This is a genomic window from Paenibacillus sp. FSL H7-0756 (assembly GCF_038006765.1).
Taxonomy (GTDB): Bacteria; Bacillota; Bacilli; order Paenibacillales; family Paenibacillaceae; genus Paenibacillus_AQ.
In genome coordinates, this window is sequence record NZ_JBBOVT010000001.1 from 3,345,334 (window position 1) to 3,364,716 (window position 19,383).

The 19,383-nt window shown below is 49.5% G+C and carries 13 protein-coding genes; all 13 read left to right on the forward strand.

Annotated features, from left to right (window positions below; translation table 11 throughout):
• The first annotated feature begins 1 nt into the window (after position 1).
• The 13 genes from NST04_RS14535 to NST04_RS14595 all read left to right on the forward strand — a co-directional run bounded on the left by NST04_RS14535 (position 2) and on the right by NST04_RS14595 (position 19,381).
• The gene (locus tag NST04_RS14535; protein WP_341184827.1) at positions 2–874 is read left to right on the forward strand and encodes a carbohydrate ABC transporter permease; all 873 of its coding nucleotides are present in this window, start codon (positions 2–4) and stop codon (positions 872–874) included.
• Between the two features lie 132 nt (positions 875–1,006).
• Positions 1,007–2,473: an ABC transporter substrate-binding protein gene (locus tag NST04_RS14540; RefSeq protein WP_341184828.1), complete on the forward strand. Its 1,467-nt coding sequence runs from the start codon at positions 1,007–1,009 to the stop codon at positions 2,471–2,473.
• Positions 2,474–3,066: 593 nt separating this feature from the next.
• The gene (locus NST04_RS14545) at positions 3,067–3,450 is read left to right on the forward strand and encodes an S-layer homology domain-containing protein (RefSeq protein WP_341184829.1); all 384 of its coding nucleotides are present in this window, start codon (positions 3,067–3,069) and stop codon (positions 3,448–3,450) included.
• A 415-nt stretch (positions 3,451–3,865) separates the two neighbouring features.
• Positions 3,866–6,487, forward strand: coding sequence for a bifunctional acetaldehyde-CoA/alcohol dehydrogenase (gene adhE / locus NST04_RS14550; protein WP_341184830.1), 2,622 nt, complete (start codon positions 3,866–3,868; stop codon positions 6,485–6,487).
• 261 nt (positions 6,488–6,748) lie between these two features.
• A complete protein-coding gene (pflB, locus tag NST04_RS14555) occupies positions 6,749–9,010 on the forward strand; it encodes a formate C-acetyltransferase (protein ID WP_341184831.1) in 2,262 nt (753 codons plus the stop codon).
• Between the two features lie 122 nt (positions 9,011–9,132).
• Entirely contained in the window at positions 9,133–9,870 is a 738-nt protein-coding gene (gene pflA, locus NST04_RS14560) for a pyruvate formate-lyase-activating protein (protein WP_341184832.1), read from the forward strand.
• A gap of 198 nt (positions 9,871–10,068) precedes the next feature.
• On the forward strand, positions 10,069–11,472 hold the full coding sequence (locus tag NST04_RS14565) for an ABC transporter substrate-binding protein (RefSeq protein WP_341184833.1): 1,404 nt from the start codon (positions 10,069–10,071) through the stop codon (positions 11,470–11,472).
• 161 nt (positions 11,473–11,633) lie between these two features.
• Positions 11,634–12,518 carry a carbohydrate ABC transporter permease gene (locus NST04_RS14570; protein ID WP_341184834.1) on the forward strand — a complete coding sequence of 295 codons (885 nt, stop codon included), beginning with the start codon at positions 11,634–11,636 and terminating at the stop codon, positions 12,516–12,518.
• Positions 12,518–13,348, forward strand: coding sequence for a carbohydrate ABC transporter permease (locus tag NST04_RS14575; RefSeq protein ID WP_341184835.1), 831 nt, complete (start codon positions 12,518–12,520; stop codon positions 13,346–13,348). Before NST04_RS14570 ends, NST04_RS14575 begins: the two co-directional genes overlap by 1 nt.
• A gap of 27 nt (positions 13,349–13,375) precedes the next feature.
• Complete coding sequence (locus tag NST04_RS14580) at positions 13,376–15,229, forward strand: cache domain-containing sensor histidine kinase (RefSeq protein WP_341184836.1); 1,854 nt, start codon at positions 13,376–13,378, stop codon at positions 15,227–15,229.
• Entirely contained in the window at positions 15,207–15,998 is a 792-nt protein-coding gene (locus tag NST04_RS14585; RefSeq protein ID WP_341184837.1) for a response regulator transcription factor, read from the forward strand. Before NST04_RS14580 ends, NST04_RS14585 begins: the two co-directional genes overlap by 23 nt.
• 452 nt (positions 15,999–16,450) lie before the next feature.
• Positions 16,451–18,745: a copper amine oxidase N-terminal domain-containing protein gene (locus NST04_RS14590; protein ID WP_341184838.1), complete on the forward strand. Its 2,295-nt coding sequence runs from the start codon at positions 16,451–16,453 to the stop codon at positions 18,743–18,745.
• Between the two features lie 174 nt (positions 18,746–18,919).
• Positions 18,920–19,381: a Fur family transcriptional regulator gene (locus tag NST04_RS14595; RefSeq protein ID WP_341184839.1), complete on the forward strand. Its 462-nt coding sequence runs from the start codon at positions 18,920–18,922 to the stop codon at positions 19,379–19,381.
• Positions 19,382–19,383: the final 2 nt, after the last annotated feature.

Consider the following 19,383-nt stretch of genomic DNA (forward strand, 5'->3'; position numbering starts at 1 on the left):
GATGAAGAGCGCAGACAGAGGGATTCTCTCGGAGCATGATCTTAAGAAAACCAGCAACAGGGTGGTATACGGAATTATGGTGCTGTTCATTGTCCTGATGATATTCAGCATGCTGTATCCTATCCTCATGACGATGTTCAACGGGTTGAAGTCGAATATCGAGGTCAATTCCTTTCCGCCGCATTTTTTCCCGCAGGAATGGCATTTCGGCAATCTGAAGGATGCGCTGGATTATATCGATCTGGCCATGTTTCTGCGGAACACCCTGTATATTTTTGCAGGAAATATGGTCGCTACCTTAATTGTGCTGGGACTCGCGTCCTTCAGTATCTCACGGATGCATGTGCCTTACCGCAAGGCCTTCTATTTTTTCTTCCTGATGACCCTGTTCATTCCGGCTACGAGCTATATGATTCCGAACTTTGTTAATCTAAAGGAGCTGGGCCTGCTCAATCAATATGCGGCCTTCTGGCTGCCGGCAGGCGCGAACACGTTCTTTTTCCTGCTGCTTAAGAATTTCTTTGACGGGATTCATCCGGAGATTCTGGAAGCGGCGCGGATGGACGGGGCCTCGGAGCCGAGAAGCTTCTTCACCATCGCGGTGCCGCTGTCGATTCCGATTTTTGCAACACTGGCGATCTTCATCTTCTCCACAGCCTGGAATGACTGGTTCTGGCCGTCGCTGGTTATGCACAGTGAGGAGAAGTATACGCTCGCTACCGCCATCTACAAGTACGTTATCAATGTAAAAGCGCTGAATACGAACATCAAATTTGCGATTCTGTTCATTGTCTCTCTGCCGCCGATCCTGGTGTTCCTGGTCTTCCAGAAGTTCATTATGCGCGGGGTTTCATTGTCAGCGGTCAAAGGCTAGGCAGGAAGGAAAAGATCCGGCAGAGATCGTAAACCTGCACATGAAGGGAATATAAATACACCTCGTTTGTAACCGGTTTCTCTTTTAAGATGAACTTGTAAGCTCATTATGATATGGAAAAGGGGAGTTACCATGCGTAAAGTTTCCAGCATATTCGCCTGTCTCCTGGTCACGGGGACCTTATTGTCCGCCTGCGGCGGCAATAATAACGGGAACAAGCCCGCGGCCAATGGAGGGGAGGGGACACCTGCACCAGCGGAAACCCAGGCGGCCGAAGAGTCAGCCACTCCGTCTGCAGCACCGGCTGACGATATCACCCAGAGAAAGGTAACAATTAAAATCCACTATCCTACGCCGGACCTGACCGAGGTGAGAGCGCAGGAGGATGACAAAATCAAGCGGTTCCAGGAAGTCTATCCGAATGTGGAGATCGTCAAGGACGACTGGCAGTATAATGTAAGCGAGATCGGGGTGAAGATGGCAGCGAACGAAGCGCCTACCTTCTTCAACACGTATGCCACCGAAGCCAAATTCCTGATTGAGAAGGGCTGGGTTGCCGACATCACCGATCTGTGGAACAACTATGAGTTCAAGGATCAGATCAATCCTGTGCTGCAGAACCAGTTCATCATTGACGGCAAGGTGTATGGGGTTACGCAGAAGGGTTACGTCACTACAACAATGATCAACAAGAAGATGCTCGATGACAAAAGTGTAGCCGTACCTCCAATGGATTGGACCTGGGACGACATGCTGAACACAGCCAAAGGAGTGGCCGATCCCAAGAAAGGTATCTCCGGGATTGCCCCGATGGGCAAAGGCAATGAAGCCGGCTGGAACTGGACCAACTTCCTGTTTGAAGCAGGCGGGGAGATTCAGAAGATTGAAGGCGGCAAGGTAGTGGCAACCTTCAATTCCGAAGCCGGGATCAAAGCGCTGGATTTCTACAAGAAGCTGAGATGGGAAGCCAAAGCGGTTCCCCAGGATTGGGCGCTTGGCTGGGGGGATGCTGTGGGCGCCTTCCAGCAGGGCCGCACAGCGATGGTTATGGCTGGGTCTGACGGTGTCATCGAACAGGCGCTCAACCAGGGCGGGTTCAAGCCTGAGGATGTGCTGACCTATCCGATGCCAGCGGCAGAGAAGGGCGGCAAGCATACCGGCGTACTCGGCGGCGACTATCTGGTCATCAACCCGAATGCCAGCAAGGATGAACAGGAGATGGCCTTCCGTTATATTACCTTCGACTATTTCTCAGATAAAGGACTGGAAGCGCTCGACGCCATTATCAGCCAGCGTAAAACGGACGGCAAATATTATATCCCGCCGCTTCTGGATTACTATGCTGCCGATTCCGACTTCGGCAAGAAGACCAAGGCCGTCTATGACAAGTACGATATTGTATATCAGTATAGTCCCGAAATCATGGCGCTGCTGGACGGCAAGCCCGAAGCCCAGTACAACACTCAGGACTATTATGCAACGATGTCCAACGTGATCCAGGAGCTGTTCGCCAAGGAGGGCACAGACTCGAAGGCCCAGCTTGATGCAGCGGCCGCAACGGTTCAGCAGAAATTCTTCGATACGATTAAGGTGGAGTAGTTTAAGCCCCTCTAGAGTCGGGGCGAAGGATGAACGGGACGGGAGACAGCAGAGATGCTGTCTCCTTTTTTGAAAGCTCAGATTTATATGTTTTGGGGCCCCGCAAAGTACCTGAGTCAACACCTACGCTAAAGCTCCACTACCCTGGAAGTAACTTTACTTCCCCATTTCCATCTTCTGTGGTGCCGCGTCAGCGGCATGGATGGCTTTGTGGGGTTATTTTGTATAGTCTTGGGTACGTACGTAGTATTCAGTAGTTTTGCCTATCACAGCCATACATCATCGATGTTACAGCAATCCATGCGGACTGGGAGGCCGTTATTTCAGACGTTTGGGCTATTCTGCACGCTCGGCGGACTGAGGTGCTCTTAACTAACTTATTTGCTCTTGTGTTCGGCTCGTCCAGACCCAATAACGGCCGCTCAGTCCGCAATCAGCAGAATAGGTGTCTTTTTGGCAATATAAGAGACTCCCAGTCCCAATCACTCAAATTATTTATTTCATGCACCAAAAAACCGCGAAGCCGTGCTGCTGCACGGTTTTTTGGTGTTCGCAGTCTGATACTTTCAAGCTGTGATGAAGGGGGAATAGGAGTGAAAAAGCCCTCAGGAAGACAAGGAAAGAAGCACGCGCTCCATTTGCTATTAATCGTGAGTCTGATGGCGGGGTTGATCCCTCCGGGACTTTGGCAGGCGGGGCAGGCTTCTGCGGCAGCGGCTACAGAAGCAGGTGCGCCTACGGATATAGTTTCATCTACAGAAGCAGATGCAACTACTCCAGTGGTTAAAACTGCGGTTGTTAATGGGACAGCCTCTGCTGCGAGCGATATTAGCGGCCATTGGGTGGAGCCGCAAATGAGCGAATGGATAGGAGGCGGGTATATCAAAGGCTTCCAAGATGGAAGCTTCCGGCCTGATCAGGCTATCTCAGTGTTTTTCCGAATAGGATGCGTTACAGAGCATGATTCTGCTTGTTAATGGGAAGAATGGGCTACCCTCCTTTAAAAGGACGGCAAAGCCGGTTCCACTTGTTAGCTGAGATTTATATTTATATTCACCGTCAGAGTGAGTCTGTAGAAGAGCACCGGATGAACCGAAGGGACGGCTTGGCATTCTTGAGCAAAATTCCTGAAGCCCAACCGTCATTGCAAGGCAAGATGGGCCATCAACGCTGCAGACTACCGTATTGCGTTCGCAGAATAGACAAATATTAATTAAATAATACATATAATATGGAAAAAATACCGGTTAATGATCGAATGAAAGCGCTTTGAAAACAACTCAAAAAAAACTTTAAACTTTGTGAAAGATTTCACTATACAAGGTGAAAAGGATGTGCTAAGATAAATGTATAGAAAGAAACAACCTAAAAATTGACAGGAGGACGAGGGAGATGGCAGTTAAAAACGAAGTCGCCGCCCAAGTGAAACAAACCACCGCTGAAGAGTATATTCAGGTTTTGGTGGATAAAGCAAAGAAAGCCCACGAAGCGTTCATGGGCCTGGATCAAGAGCAGACAAACACAATCGTTCATGCAATGGCGCTGGCCGGACTCGACAAGCATATGTACCTGGCAAAACTGGCAGTTGAAGAAACAGGACGCGGAGTATACGAAGACAAAATTACGAAGAACATCTTCTCCACTGAATATATCTGGCACGGAATTAAGTACGACAAGACTGTAGGCGTTATTGAGGATAACGTTTATGACAGCTTCCAGAAGATTGCTGAACCAGTCGGAATCATTATGGGTATCACACCGGTAACCAACCCAACATCCACCACGATGTTTAAAGCTTTGATTTCCGCTAAGACACGTAACCCTATTATATTCGGTTTCCACCCATCAGCGCAAGAGTGCAGTGCGGCAGCAGCCAAAATTCTGCATGATGCAGGCGTAGCAGCCGGCGCACCTGAGAACTTCATCCAATGGATTGAGCTTCCTACGATGGACAAAACAAACGCACTGATGAACAATCCGGACGTTGCACTGATTCTGGCAACCGGCGGATCGGCAATGGTCAAGGCAGCTTACAGCTGCGGCAAGCCGGCACTCGGCGTAGGTCCTGGTAACGTGCCTGCCTTCATTGAGAAGAGTGCTGATATCGATCAGGCTGTAACAGACCTTATCCTGTCGAAGACTTTTGATAATGGTATGATCTGTGCTTCCGAGCAGGCAGTCATTATTGAAGAAGCCATCTTCGATCAAGTGAAGAAGAAAATGATTGCGAACGGCTGTTACTTTGTCAACAAAGAAGAAGCAGCTAAGCTGACCAGCGGCGCAATGAATGTAGAGAAATGTGCGGTTAACCCGGCTATCGTTGGCCAATCCGCAGTGAAGATCGCTGAAATGTGCGGCATTCAGGTTCCTGCCGGAACGAAGATCCTGGTAGCTGAGCTTGAAGGCGTAGGTACTAAATATCCATTGTCCGCTGAGAAGCTGAGCCCGGTTCTGGCTTGCTACAAAGTGAAGAATGCTGACCAGGGTATCGAACGCGCAGCTCAAGTCGTTGAATTTGGCGGCATGGGCCACAGCTCGGCTATCCATTCCAATAATGAAGAAGTCATCATGAAGTTCTCCAACCGTCTGCAGACCGGACGTATTCTCGTCAACTCGCCATCTACACACGGCGCAATCGGCGATATTTACAACACCAATATCCCTTCATTGACACTGGGCTGCGGATCTTATGGACGCAACTCGGTATCGCAGAACGTGACTGCCATCAATCTGATCAACGTGAAAAGGGTGAACCGTCGTACCGTGAATATGCAATGGTTTAAAGTACCTGACAAGATTTACTTCGAGAAGGGGTCCACTCAGTACCTGGCCAAAATGCCTGATATTACACGCGTAGCTATTATCACTGACCCTGTAATGGTGAAGCTGGGATATGTAGAAAGAGTTGAGCACTATCTGCGTCAACGCCAGACTCCTGTAGCGATCGAAGTATTCTCGGAAGTTGAACCTGATCCGTCGACTACTACAGTGGAAAAAGGTACAGCTATGATGAACAGATTCCAGCCGGACTGCATTATCGCACTCGGCGGCGGTTCCCCGATGGATGCTGCCAAGGGCATGTGGCTGTTCTACGAACATCCGGATGCAGACTTCAACGGTCTGAAGCAGAAGTTCATGGATATCCGTAAACGGGTATACAAATTCCCTAAGCTCGGCAACAAAGCGAAATTCGTTGCGATTCCTACAACTTCCGGTACAGGTTCCGAAGTAACCTCGTTCGCAGTTATCACAGATAAAACAACAGGGAACAATACTAAGTATCCGCTGGCTGACTATGAGCTGACTCCAGACGTAGCTATTATCGATCCTGAGTTTGTATACAGCTTGCCTAAAACGGCTGTCGCCGACACAGGTATGGACGTATTGACACATGCTATTGAAGCTTATGTATCTGTAATGGCCAGTGACTATTCCGATGGTCTGGCAATCAAAGCTATTCAGCTGGTATTCCAGTGGCTGGAGAAATCCGCACTGCAAGGTGACAAACTGGCCCGTGAGAAAATGCACAACGCATCGACACTTGCCGGTATGGCCTTTGCCAATGCATTCCTGGGGATTAACCACAGCTTGGCGCACAAATGGGGCGGACAGTATCACACCGCACACGGCCGCACCAATGCAATCCTGATGCCGCATGTTATCCGTTACAATGCCAAGAAGCCTACGAAGTTCGCTTCGTTCCCTAAATATTCGCACTTTGTAGCTGACGAACGGTATGCTGAAATTGCCCGTATTCTGGGATTGCCAGCACGCACTACCGAAGAAGGCGTAACCAGCCTGATCAATGCGATCCGCGACATGAATAAAAAACTCGGCATCGAAGAATCCTTCTCGGCTCTTGGTTTCGATCCTAAGGACTTCGAATCCCGTGTAGACTATCTGGCTGACCGTGCATTTGAAGACCAATGTACAACTGCCAACCCTAAAATGCCGCTGGTATCCGAGCTTGCTGATGTATACCGCAACGCATTCTATGGCAAATTCGATAACTAATTAACGGTTGCCTGACAAAGAATAAGGTTAAAGGTTAATATGGGACTGGATGGAAGTGACAAATATCACCGAAAGAGTGATATTTGTCACAGTCCTTTTTCAGAAAATAAACTAAAATGTTTATATAAACAACGGTCCCGGTTATGAAGATGCGATTGTGAATTTTATAACAACCATAGCTCATGGGATCACGAGACACGGGATTAACCTTCAAGCCCGCGATCTCTACAAATATACTAAATATAAATGGAGGGATTTAGCATGTCGGTGATTGAAAAAGAAGTACAAGAGGTTAAGTCTGGCTGGAGAAATTTCACAAAAGGCACATGGTCCAAGAAAGTTGACGTTAATAACTTTATTGCCAAGAACATCAAGCCATATGAAGGAAATGAAGATTTCCTCGTAGGTCCTACCAGCAACACTACTGAACTGTGGAAGATTATCTCCCAGCTGAGTAAGGAAGAAAGAGAAAGAGGCGGCGTATGGGACGTTTCCCTCGATACTGTCTCCACTATCACTTCCCATGCTCCTGGTTACATTGACAAGGACAAGGAACAGATTGTCGGCGTTCAGACTGATGCGCCTTTCAGACGTTCCATCCAACCGTTCGGCGGTATCAAGATGATGATCGATGCTACTAAGGCTTACGGCTTCGAGCTTCCGCAGAATATCGTTGACATGTTCACGAACATCCGCAAAACGCATAACCAAGGCGTATTTGATGCATATACACCAGATATGAGAGCGGTGCGTAAATCCGGCGTAATCACAGGCCTTCCTGATGCTTATGGCCGCGGACGTATCATCGGCGACTATCGCCGTATTGCTCTGTATGGTATTGATTTCCTGATTAAAGACAAGAAGCAGCAACTGACTGAGCTTGAAGTAGACTCCATGACAGAAGATGTTATCCGTCTGCGTGAAGAGCTGTCCGAGCAAATACGTGCTCTGGGCGAACTGAAACAAATGGCTGCAGCACATGGTATGGACATCTCCAAACCGGCTGTCAACTTCAAAGAAGCTACACAATGGGTATACTTCGGTTATCTGGCAGCTGTTAAAGAACAGAATGGTGCGGCAATGTCCCTTGGACGCGTATCCTCCTTCCTGGACATCTATGTACAACGTGACATTGAAGAAGGTACTCTGACTGAAGAGCAAGCTCAAGAAATCGTTGACCATTTCGTAATGAAGCTGCGTATCGTGAAGTTCCTGCGTACGCCTGACTATAACGATCTGTTCTCCGGTGACCCTACTTGGGTAACAGAATCCATCGGTGGTATGGCTGAAGACGGTACAACCCGCGTAACTAAGAACAGCTTCCGCTTCCTGCATACCCTGTACAATCTGGGACCGGCTCCAGAACCAAACCTGACAGTACTGTGGTCCGAGAAGCTTCCTGAAGGCTTCAAGAAATATTGTGCCAAGGTATCCATTGAGACCAGCGCTATCCAATATGAGAACGATGATGTAATGCGTCCATACTGGGGTGAAGATTATGCGATTGCCTGCTGCGTATCCCCAATGCGTATCGGTAAGCAAATGCAGTTCTTCGGTGCCCGTGCCAACCTGGCTAAAGCTCTGTTGTATGCGATCAATGGTGGTAAAGATGAGAAATCCGGCGTTCAGGTAGGTCCTGAATATCCTGCGATCACTTCTGAATACCTGGATTACAATGAAGTAATGAAACGTTTCAAACCAATGATGGAATGGCTGGCTAAGACTTATGTCAATACGCTGAACATCATTCACTATATGCATGACAAATATTCCTACGAACGTATCGAAATGGCGCTGCATGACCGCGACATTCTGCGTACGATGGCTTGCGGTATCGCTGGACTGTCCGTTGCTGCTGACTCCCTAAGCGCAATCAAATACGCTAAGGTTAAGCCAATCCGTAACGAAGAAGGCATCGCAATCGACTTTGAAACTGAGGGTGAATTCCCTTGCTACGGTAACAACGACGACGCTGTTGACAGCATCGCAGTTGAACTGGTTGAAACCTTCATGTCGATGATCCGCAAAAACAAAACGTATCGTGATGCTGTGCCGACTCAATCGGTACTGACAATCACTTCGAACGTTGTATATGGTAAAAAGACCGGTACTACTCCTGACGGACGTAAAAAAGGCGAACCATTCGCTCCTGGTGCTAACCCAATGCACGGACGCGACAAGAAGGGCGCCCTGGCATCCCTGAACTCTGTTGCCAAACTTCCTTACTCCGATGCACAAGATGGTATCTCGAATACCTTCTCCATCGTACCTAAGGCGCTGGGTAAAGACGAAGATTCCCGTAAGTCCAACCTGGTCTTCATGATGGACGGATATTTCCACAATAATGCTCAGCACTTGAACGTTAACGTGTTTAACCGTGAGCAACTGCTTGACGCTATGGATCACCCAGAGAACTATCCACAGTTGACCATTCGCGTATCCGGCTATGCTGTTAACTTCATCAAGCTGACCCGTGAACAACAGATGGATGTTATCAACCGTACATTCCACGATTCCATGTAAGAAGCATTCTTGTTCTACAAGAACTGAAATGAACTGAAGAGCTGCCGCCCTTGCAAGAGGGCGGTACACTCTTGTCTGAAAGTGGTTAAAATTTTAAGGTTTTTTTGAAAGGATGACATCTCATGCTTAAAGGACATATCCACTCTTTGGAGACGTTTGGAACGGTGGATGGCCCGGGTATCCGCTTCGTGCTTTTTATGCAGGGCTGCCTGCTCAAGTGTCAGTATTGCCACAACCCGGATACATGGGAATTAAATGAAGGCAAAGAAATGACCGTTGAGGAAGTACTGGCGGAAATTGAGCCTTACCTGAATTATTATAAAACGTCCGGCGGCGGCCTGACCGTATCCGGCGGTGAACCAACACTCCAGGCGCAATTTGTGAAGCAATTGTTCACCGAGGTGAAGAAACGCTGGAATCTGCATACCACGCTTGATACTAACGGCTATAATGATGGATCGAAAATTAGCGACCTGCTGGATGTTACCGACCTGGTACTCTTGGACCTGAAGCATATTGATGATGAAGCGCATATCAAGCTGACGGGCAAATCCAACGACCGTACCTTGAAACTGGCCCGCTGGTTATCTGATAATAACCGCAAAATGTGGATTCGCCATGTTTATGTTCCCGGCATTCATAATAAAGAAGAGGATTTACAGAATCTTGGACGGTTCATTGGCACCTTAAATGGAGTAGAGAAGTTCGAAATCCTGCCTTATCACGTAATGGGGATCTACAAATGGAAGGAGCTTGGCCGTCCTTATGAGCTTGAAGGGGTGGAGTCACCTTCCGATGAAGAAGTGCAGCGTGCGTACCGGCTGATTGAAGAGGGCCGTAAAGAGTCTGCATTGGTCTAATTGAATAGAGTAACTATCGAAAGCGGAGCTTCTATTCTGAGGAGTTTCGCTTTTTGTATGTCAGGAAACCTGACTGAATTCGCTTTCATTAGAGGATTTTATCCCTATTGAAGATAAATCTTAACCTTACGAATACAAAAGTGATTTTCTATAATTAGAGTTGTAAGGGAATTCATAAAATAGGGAGGGTCACCCGTAATGAGAAAAAGTCTAACACTGCTATTGTCCCTGATGTTCGTTAGCTCGGCGCTGCTGGCTGGCTGTGGAGGCAACAAGAATAATGCGTCTCCAACGACAGAGCCTGCTGCGACGAATGAGGCCGCTGCAACCAATGCTGTTGCAACAGAAGAACCTGCCAGCGCTGAACCTTTTGAGATGACGGTCCGTCATACCCAGGTTGGGGCAGATAAGCAGAAACGATTGGCTATTCTTGAGGATGTAGTGGGCAAAGTGCAGGCGGATGTGCCTGGGCTGACCTTCAAGCTGGATGGAGTAGATTCGGATGTGAACCGTAAAGAGAAGCTGCGCGGTGAGATGGCAGCCGGCAACCCTCCGGAGATCTTCGACCTGTTCGGCAGTCCGGACTCCAAGATCTATGCCAAGGAAGGCAAGCTACTGGACCTGACCCCAATTCTTGATGAATTAGGCATCAAAGACAAGTTCTCCAATCTGGACCCGTTCACCTATGAAGGCAAAATCTACGGCCTGCCGATCGGCGGCTCCGGAGAAGGCTTTTTCTATAATAAAGAATACTATAACAGCAAGGGCTGGAAGGCTCCAACGACCTTCGCTGAACTGGAGCAGCAGCTGGCCGATATTAAAGCGGATGGTAAAGTGCCAATGGCTGGTGCTTCCAAAGCAGGCTGGGTACCGCTGATGCTGGCCAATCATCTCTGGTCCCGCTATGCCGGACCGGATGTGACTGCGAAATTCGCTACCGGTGAAGCAAAGTGGAGTGATCCGAACGTAATCAAGGGCTTGGCGAAATACAAGGAATGGGTGGATAAAGGCTACTTCAAGAAGGGTGAGCTCGGCTTCGAGTATGCTGAATATACCACCCAGTTCACCAGCGGTGAAGCGATCCTGATGTATGACGGGACCTGGAAGTCTTCCGTGTTCAAAGCCGGGCAATCCGGCGAAGGTCTGATCGGCAAGGTCGGCTTCTTCAATATTCCGGCGGTTGAAGGCGGAGTGGGTGACCAGACAGCACTGATGCGGGATGTGAACAACGGTTATGGCTTCTCGGCATCAGCGGGTGAAGATGAGCGGCAGCTTGCGGCCGTGAAATCTTTCATTAAGAATATGTTCAATGAAGAAATGCAGCTGCGCGGTCTGGTAGAGGACGGAGTCCTGCCTGCCATGAAGATCGATCAGGCGGTGCTGAACAAGAATATTACGGATGATCTGATGAGTGAGATTGTCGCGGTATTGAACAGCTCCAAATCGTCCTTCCCGGCCTTTGACTCACTGGTGCAGGCTGATGTCACTACTGAAATCAGTAATATCCAGATTCAGAGCCTGATCGGCGGGCAGACGACTCCGGAGAAGATGGGTGCTGCACTGCAAAAGATTCAGGAAGAGGCCAACGCTGCAGTGGAATAAGAAGCACTAGAAATCCGGGGAGAACAGCGGCTGAATGTCCAAATGTTCACCGCAGTGACGACCATACTTTGAGTTCAAACCTTAAGTGCGTCCCATGTACATGTGCCCTGGTGCTTGCTCCAGGGTGCATTTTTCAAAAGAAAAGCAATATGGAGGTAGTCATGAATAAGGCACTGAGAAATCCTCTGGTGTTCATTCTGTTCGTTATTCCGGCACTGGTTCTGTTCATTATGTTCTTCATCTATCCCATCTTCAGCTCGATCTACTACAGCTTCACCAGTTGGAACGGGGTATCCGATACGGTCAAATATGCCGGAGTGGACAACTTCAAGAAAGCCCTGGGAGATCAGCGCTTCTGGGTTTCTGTCAAAAATAACGGCTGGTTCATTCTGTTCTCTGTAGGTATACAGGTGCCGCTGATTGTGTTCTTCTCCTTACTGATCGCCAATGTGAAGAAGCTGAAGGGACTATATAAGACGGCAGTGTTCATGCCATCCATTATGTCTACGGCTGTAATCGGTATTCTCTGGGGCTTCATCTACGAGCCGAACATCGGATTATTCAACAAAGTACTTAGTCTTGTCGGCGTGGAGCCGATCTACTGGCTGTCGGACGAACGGTTCGCCATGCTGTCGATTCTGATTACGAATGCCTGGCAGTGGACCGGATTCTATATTGTGATGGTGCTGGCGGCGATTCTATCCATTCCCGGTGAGCTGGATGAAGCAGCGGCCATTGATGGCGCTACGGGGTTCCAGCGGGCTACACGCATCACCTTGCCATTGATTGTACCCATTATCTCGGTGGTGATCATGCTCTCGATTGCCGGTGCGATGAAGGCGGCCGATATCGTCATTGTAATGACTAAGGGCGGTCCGGCGGGTTCAACAGAGGTCATGGCCACCTATATGATCAAGTATGCGATTACCAACTTCAAATACGGGTACGGCAATACGATCGCCGTTCTGATTTTCTTGTTCACGCTCGTGGTAACCGCCCTCTACCAGCTGGTGTTTGCCCGCCGTACGGAAAGGATTGAATACTGATGCCGCGCGCTCTGAAGAAAAGTCTGCCGCACATCGCCTTGCTCGGGTATCTGGTTATTGTGCTGTTCCCGTTCCTCTTCGTCCTCTTCTCCTCGGTGAAGAAGGATAACAATGCGATTGCCCTCAATCCGTTCGGCATTCCGAAGAGCTTCGAATGGTCCAACTATGTGGAAGCCTGGGTGAATGCCAAGATCAGCACTTATTTTTTCAACAGCTTATATATTTCGGTTCTGGCTTCTGTTGTGTCTATTCTGCTGGCTTCCATGTTCGCCTTCGCGGTCACGCGGATGCGCCAGGGGAAGTGGAACAAGATCCTGTTCTCGCTAGTCCTGATTGGAATGCTGATTCCGAACAACGCGCTGATGCTGCCCATCTATACGATTGTCCGCAAGCTGCATATTCTGAATACCCACTGGGCGCTGATTATTCCTTACATTGCCAATGCAATCCCGTTCACGATTATTATTCTGGCGGCATTCATGCGTTCGCTGCCCAGTGAAATCGAAGAAGCGGCGGTCATGGATGGCTTGAAGGCACCGGGTATATTTGCTAGAATTATTGTACCTTTGACAGTTCCGGCGATGGTTACCGTATTCATTGTTAATTTCCTGGGAAATTGGAATGAGTTCCTGCTGGCCAACTATTTCCTCTCCAATGACGAGCTGCGGACGCTTCCTGTGGGGATGGTCCAGTTCCGCGATCAGTACCAGATGAATTACGCACAGATGTCCGCGGGGATTGTCTACAGCGTGGTTCCGGTCATCGTGATCTATGCGGTTCTGCAGGAGAAAATTATTGAAGGCGTCACCGCAGGCAGTGTAAAAGGATAACATTAATCATGTCAGGAGCAACAGCCGATGAATCTGCGCTACAAATTGTTTACGGCATTCTTAGGCCTGATTATCATTCCGCTGTTCATTCTTGGCATGATTATGTTCTTCGTCACTTATAATTCCATTGAGAAGAAATACAGCCAGCAGTCCGAATATTCGCTCAAAGCGATCAGCTACAGCATTTCCAATGTGTTCAAGGATATGGACAATGTGACAGACAACGGAATTGCCACCTCGGTCTTTCATATGGCGCTCAGCGCGGATGATCCCTCCAAGCAGGATCTAACCGACGCCGAGCAGCTCAGCCTGAATGCCAGCCAGCGCAATTTCCGCAGTCTGCTCTATAATCATCCGTCTATCAGCTATGCCTTCCTGTACAACTTCAACGGAAAAGGCAGCTCGGAGATTGTATCGGTCTTCAATAAGGAGAACTTCCGCACGCTGCCCTATGATAAGTTCAAACGCAGCGAGCTATACCAGGAGGTCATGAAGCTGAACGGGGTTCCAAAATGGCTGGCTCCGCATGAGTATCCTGAGCTGACCGGGACGGAGGCTGTATTTACGCAGATCCGGCTCGTCAAGGAGCTAAGCTTTTTTCAGAATATCGGTATTCTGGTCGTGCAGATCAAGAACTGGGAATTTGAGTCGATTTTCCGCAATCTTAAGATCGGGGGCACCAATCAGAAGGTGTCTTTCATGCTGGTGAATGATGATGGGATGATTCTGCTGGACCCGGACAGGAAGCTGGATGGACAGGATTTCCGCGGCTTTACCACGAAGGATATTACGTTTAAGCCCGGTTTTCAGAGCTTCAAGACACAGTTCGGCGGTGAAAAAAGCATTCTGTCGGTCTACCATCTCAAGGAATATCCCTGGAGTCTGGTCTCCGTCACTTCCTGGGACACGTTGTCTCATGAGGTGACGGTATTCGCCCGCTGGTTCGTCATTGTAATGTTCCTCTGTCTGCTGGGAGCTGTCATCTTCAATCTGTTCTTCATGAACCGGATTACAGGCGGTATTGCTGTGATCGTGCGCTTCATGCGCCGGGTGGAGGACGGAGACCTTACTACCCGTGTCGAGGAGAAGGGCAACGATGAGATGACGCTGCTGGCCAAAGGCTTCAATGATCTTATGGACAAAATCAACACGCTCTTTAACCGGGTTCATGTGGAGCAGCAGCGCAAGAATCAGGCAGAAATGCGTGTGCTGCAGGCGCAGATCAAGCCGCATTTTCTGTTCAATACGCTAGAGTCGATCAATGTGCTGGCTGTGCAGAATGAAGGCCGCAAGGTCAGTGAGATGGTCTACCGGCTGGCGAGTATTCTGCGGATCAGCATTCAGGACAGGGATGAGATTACGCTGGAGGAAGAGGTTAAGCATCTGCGCAATTATCTGGATATCCAGAAGTTCCGCTTCGAGGACCTGTTCGATTATGAGCTTGAGGTTCCAGCAGAGCTGCTGGGCTGCGGGATTCTGAAGCTTACGCTCCAGCCGCTGGTGGAGAACAGCATTCAGCATGGTTTTGAGGGGATCGGGTATAAGGGTCTGGTGAGTGTTAAGGTGTGGGAAGACAGGGGGAATCTGCTGCTGCGGATACAGGATAACGGAATCGGGATGACCCCGTCCCAGCTGTCTATGTTCCAATATATGGTGAATGATGCGGCAGAGCAGCAGCCGGCATGCAGGCCGGGGCAGGGCATTCATCTGGAGCGGCGTGGGCTGGGTGTACGCAGTGTCGCAGACCGGATACGGATTGAATACGGCGACAGATATGGGATTTTCATATGTGCAAGTCCTGGGGAAGGAACGATCATCCAGTGCGTCATTCCGAAATACGGGCAGGGGGAAGGCCATTATGCTAAAAGTATTATTGGTTGACGATGAAGCGCCTATTCTGAGCAATCTCAATACTGTACTGCCCTGGGAGGACATGGGGATGGAGGTTGCGGGGCTGGCACGAAGCGGGATGGAGGCGCTGCGCATCGCCGAGGAAACGCCGCCTGATCTGGTGCTCTGCGATATCCGCATGCCGGTGATGGATGGGCTGACGTTCATAGGCAAGCTGCGGGAGATGGGGCTTACGAGCGAGGTGCTGCTGCTCAGCGGCTACCAGGAATTCGATTATGCGCGTGAAGCGATCCGGCTCGGGGTGAAGGAGTATATCTGCAAGCCGATTCATTACGGGGAGCTTGGCGATAAGGTGCGGGAGATCGGCTCCCGGATTCGCAGCAGGCAGTATAAGGACAAATTGTACAACAGCATCCCGTTGTTTCAGGAAGTGCCTGCGGCTGACGAGCCTGTCAAAAAAACACCGGAGCAGCTGATGAATCAAGCCGCACAATTCATTACGGAGCGCCTGCACACAGATCTCGGTATTGATGAGGTGGCGAATACGATTGGCATTAGCAGCAGTTATTTCTGCCTGCTGTTCAAGAACCGCTTCGCGGTGACCTTCGTGGAGTATGTCACCCAGCAGCGGATTGAAGCTGCCAAATTCATGCTCGCCAGCAGCGATAAGAGCATCACCGCCATCAGCTCGGGCGTCGGTTATCAGGAACGGCGTTATTTCACCAAGGTGTTCCAGAAGCAGACGGGAATGACCCCGAAGGAATACCGCAGCAAGTACCGGACTGCTGAAGCACAGTAAGTCTGCTTTTCCAGTAATTAGGGCTGTCCCGCAAAGCCGTTTCATAGCTTTGCGGGACAGCCCTCTGTTTTTAATCAGGACCCGACCACGATCTCTTGTCAACAATCATCCTAATTTATGCCTTCTGTAACACTATTATACTCTCCTGGTGACAGCAGGCCCATTACTTATCGCAAGCAAAAATGTGCTAAGTGCATTCAGTCGAATAATAGAATCGGTGGGTCACCCCATTGAAAATGGCGATAATTGGATTTATATAGATCTTTCTTTACACAGAATGAAACTTTTCGTTGTTCCTTGCGTCTAATACTATGTTTTGTAAAATGAACGTGGCAAAATATGCTGCCGTCCTGAAGAGGGCGGTTCCCGTTTTTACGGGAAATATAAGGTGGAGAGAAAGCCAAGAAGATACCTGCCTTATATACTACAATGGGAGCAGAAGGAGTCGTACAATGAATTTCAAAAAAATGTTTTTAGTGGCAGTATTGGCTGTGTCGCAAGTCGCTGCAGCCATCCCGGCTTGGGCCGCGCCTGTCAGCACACAGACTACAACAACCGGGAATGTGGCCGCAGCGGCAGGCACTGAGGTAACACAGCTTCAGCCCGAGTCAACAGATCCGCTGCCGCCGCTTGTTACCGAGCCGCCAGCAGGTACAGTGATTCCAACCCCAACACCGGCACCTGTTCCTACAGCATCACCGGTTCAAGGGATTCCGGCAGTAACAGAGACTCCGGCTCCGGCCGCTACTGAGGTTCCAGGGGCAACGGCTGCTCCTGTGGACGGCACAGTTCCAACCGATGCCGCTGTGCCTACGGCTACTCCGTTAACGGACACGCCTGTAACCCCAAGCATGACTTCCTCTACAGCAGGTGGCGGTCAGCTTATTCTGATGATGAACAGCAACAAGATGTTCAAGAATGGTACGCCTTACACCGCCAATCAGCCGATGGCAGTCAAGAACGGCGTCTCGTACGTATCCATCCGTGCAATGGTGGAAATGGTCGGCGTTGCCTTCACGTATGACGCCAAAACCAAAGAAGTTATTGTAACCAAGGGCACTAGCATTATGCGGTTCAAGACAGACAGCAAGATATACACAGTCGATGGTACCAAGGTTACCATGAAGGGTCCTGCTTACCAGTTCAAAGGCACCTTCATGATACCGTTAACCTCGATAACCTCTGCACTCAAAATTCCCTACACCGTTGACAATGTTCAGAAGCGGGTTATTCTTACGCTGAATACGAAGCCGACAGCTTCCTTTACGGTTCAGCCGAAGGAAATCTACGCCGGGGAAACGATCGTGACTTATGTGACCTCCAGCTCTTCGCCGAACGGTACGCCGATTGTGGAAGAACGTTGGAGTGACAATAAGCGGGATATGTATGATCAGCCGGGCTTCTATACGGTTATGTATTCGGTACGGGATGCCAACAACATGTGGAGTGATCCTTATCCGGTGACTATCCAAGTGCTGCAGCCGAATCAGCCGCCGGTCGCGCAATTCACGACCGATAAGGACGCATACAAAATGGGTGAGCCGGTAATCCTGACCGATACCAGCTATGATCCCGAGAATGAAGAGCTGACTGTTACCTGGAACAATCGTTCCCTGGCGTATTTCACCCCGGGTCCGCTGTCCATTCAACTGACGGTTACGGATAAGCACGGTCTTAGCAGTACTTTTGAGAAGATGATTACAATCACCAATGAACAACTGTATACACAAGATGAAGTAACAAAGCTGTTCACCATTCCTGGGGACATCATCAGTATGGACGGCGGGATGATCCCGGCGCTCCCTAACCTGCCGTATACGCTGTCGTCCGAAGGCTACACCCTGATCCGCAGCAACAGCCCGGAGACCGTTAATACGGAAGGTGTACTGTACCGTGAGACTTCTGTAGGCAACACACGCTTCCTTGTGCATCATATGAACAATATGTCTACAAGACAGAAGCTCTATGTGATCGCTACGAACAATAACCTGTATCCTACTACGATTACTACCCAGTATCTGGGGATCGCCGGTCCGGTTGTATCTCCGGAATATACAGGTAAGATATCGGTTGAGAAATATTATAATTCCATGATTACCGGTTCTGCCCAATCGCAGATTACCCTGCAGCCGGGACAGAGCATTTCTATTATGACAGACCTGAACAAAGTGGCTATGAAGCCAAAGGACGTTATGTCCCTCAGTGCGGATCTGAATAGTGATTATCCTGTTCTATACAACGTGGTTATGGTCGAGCAGTCCAAAGATCCGCTTGCTGAACTGCCAATTCTACCGATTCTTGACCGAGACGGCGTGCATAACCGGGGAACCTATCCGGATTCTACACGCATCATGAATGTGACCGATCTGGTGGGCTCTTCACAGTCCAAGCTGATCTTGGGCGATAACGTCAATGACAAGAACCTGGACGGCATTGATCCGATGAACGGGACAACAGCTTCCAACTCCGGTAACTTCGGGGTTCTGTACAAAATTGTATTGGAACGTGTTGCAGCCAATACGCTGATTACCTTCAACCCGCGTGGGGGAGGGTACCTTGGATCCATCCTCGTAAACGGCACGGTTGTAAATCTGCCGAACAAGGGCAAATTAGATAAGTCGGACATGAACGCCGTAGTCTACCGTACCGGTGAATACGAAAGCCGTGTGGAGATGGTCTTCACCGTTGCTTCCGGCAGCAACCTGCCCGTTAACTTTGTCTTCACGCCGCTTCCGGCGAAAAAATAATTTCTTCTAGAATACAAAACGGCAGCGCTCCTGAGGGGGCGGCTGCCGTTTTGTATTCTGCCGCAAGTCTGCCGATGAGGGCAGGCAACAGGCGCTTTTATTGACGGGGCAGTGCTTTTGGGGCATTATAAAGAGAGTGCAACACAAACGACCTATGTTATGGGAGATGAGCGAATGCTGTCGACAGATCAAATCCTGGAAGCCATGTCGGGGCAGGGGCTGCGAATCACCGATCAGCGCAAGACGCTTGCCAAATTATTCGGCGAGAACACGGGATATTTGTCTGCGAAGGATGTATATGAGCATATGGGCCGCAAGTATAGCGGGCTGAGCTTCGATACAGTCTACCGTAACCTGCGCGTTATGGAGGAACTGGGGGTACTGGAGCAGATTGTATTTGAAGAAGGCGTCAAATTCAAGGCAAGCTGCAGTCAGGATCACCATCATCACCATATGATTTGTCTGCAGTGTATGAAGACGTACCCGATTCAATTCTGCCCGATGAATCTAACCGATCCGCCGGATCAGTTCCGGGTGGTCAAGCATAAATTCGAGGTGTTCGGCTACTGCAAGGATTGTGAGCAGGGAAGAGTAGAAGAGCCGGCCGGGGCCGCCCGCAGCAAAGAGGGACGCTGAAT

Coding starts and splice junctions, on each gene's coding strand:
- pflB (WP_341184831.1), top strand. CDS start 6,749: ATGTCGGTGATTGAAAAAGAAGTACAAGAGGTTAAGTCTGGCTGGAGA.
- NST04_RS14575 (WP_341184835.1), top strand. CDS start 12,518: ATGCCGCGCGCTCTGAAGAAAAGTCTGCCGCACATCGCCTTGCTCGGG.
- NST04_RS14570 (WP_341184834.1), top strand. CDS start 11,634: ATGAATAAGGCACTGAGAAATCCTCTGGTGTTCATTCTGTTCGTTATT.
- NST04_RS14565 (WP_341184833.1), top strand. CDS start 10,069: ATGAGAAAAAGTCTAACACTGCTATTGTCCCTGATGTTCGTTAGCTCG.
- NST04_RS14585 (WP_341184837.1), top strand. CDS start 15,207: ATGCTAAAAGTATTATTGGTTGACGATGAAGCGCCTATTCTGAGCAAT.
- NST04_RS14540 (WP_341184828.1), top strand. CDS start 1,007: ATGCGTAAAGTTTCCAGCATATTCGCCTGTCTCCTGGTCACGGGGACC.
- NST04_RS14590 (WP_341184838.1), top strand. CDS start 16,451: ATGAATTTCAAAAAAATGTTTTTAGTGGCAGTATTGGCTGTGTCGCAA.
- NST04_RS14535 (WP_341184827.1), top strand. CDS start 2: ATGAAGAGCGCAGACAGAGGGATTCTCTCGGAGCATGATCTTAAGAAA.
- NST04_RS14580 (WP_341184836.1), top strand. CDS start 13,376: ATGAATCTGCGCTACAAATTGTTTACGGCATTCTTAGGCCTGATTATC.
- pflA (WP_341184832.1), top strand. CDS start 9,133: ATGCTTAAAGGACATATCCACTCTTTGGAGACGTTTGGAACGGTGGAT.
- adhE (WP_341184830.1), top strand. CDS start 3,866: ATGGCAGTTAAAAACGAAGTCGCCGCCCAAGTGAAACAAACCACCGCT.
- NST04_RS14595 (WP_341184839.1), top strand. CDS start 18,920: ATGCTGTCGACAGATCAAATCCTGGAAGCCATGTCGGGGCAGGGGCTG.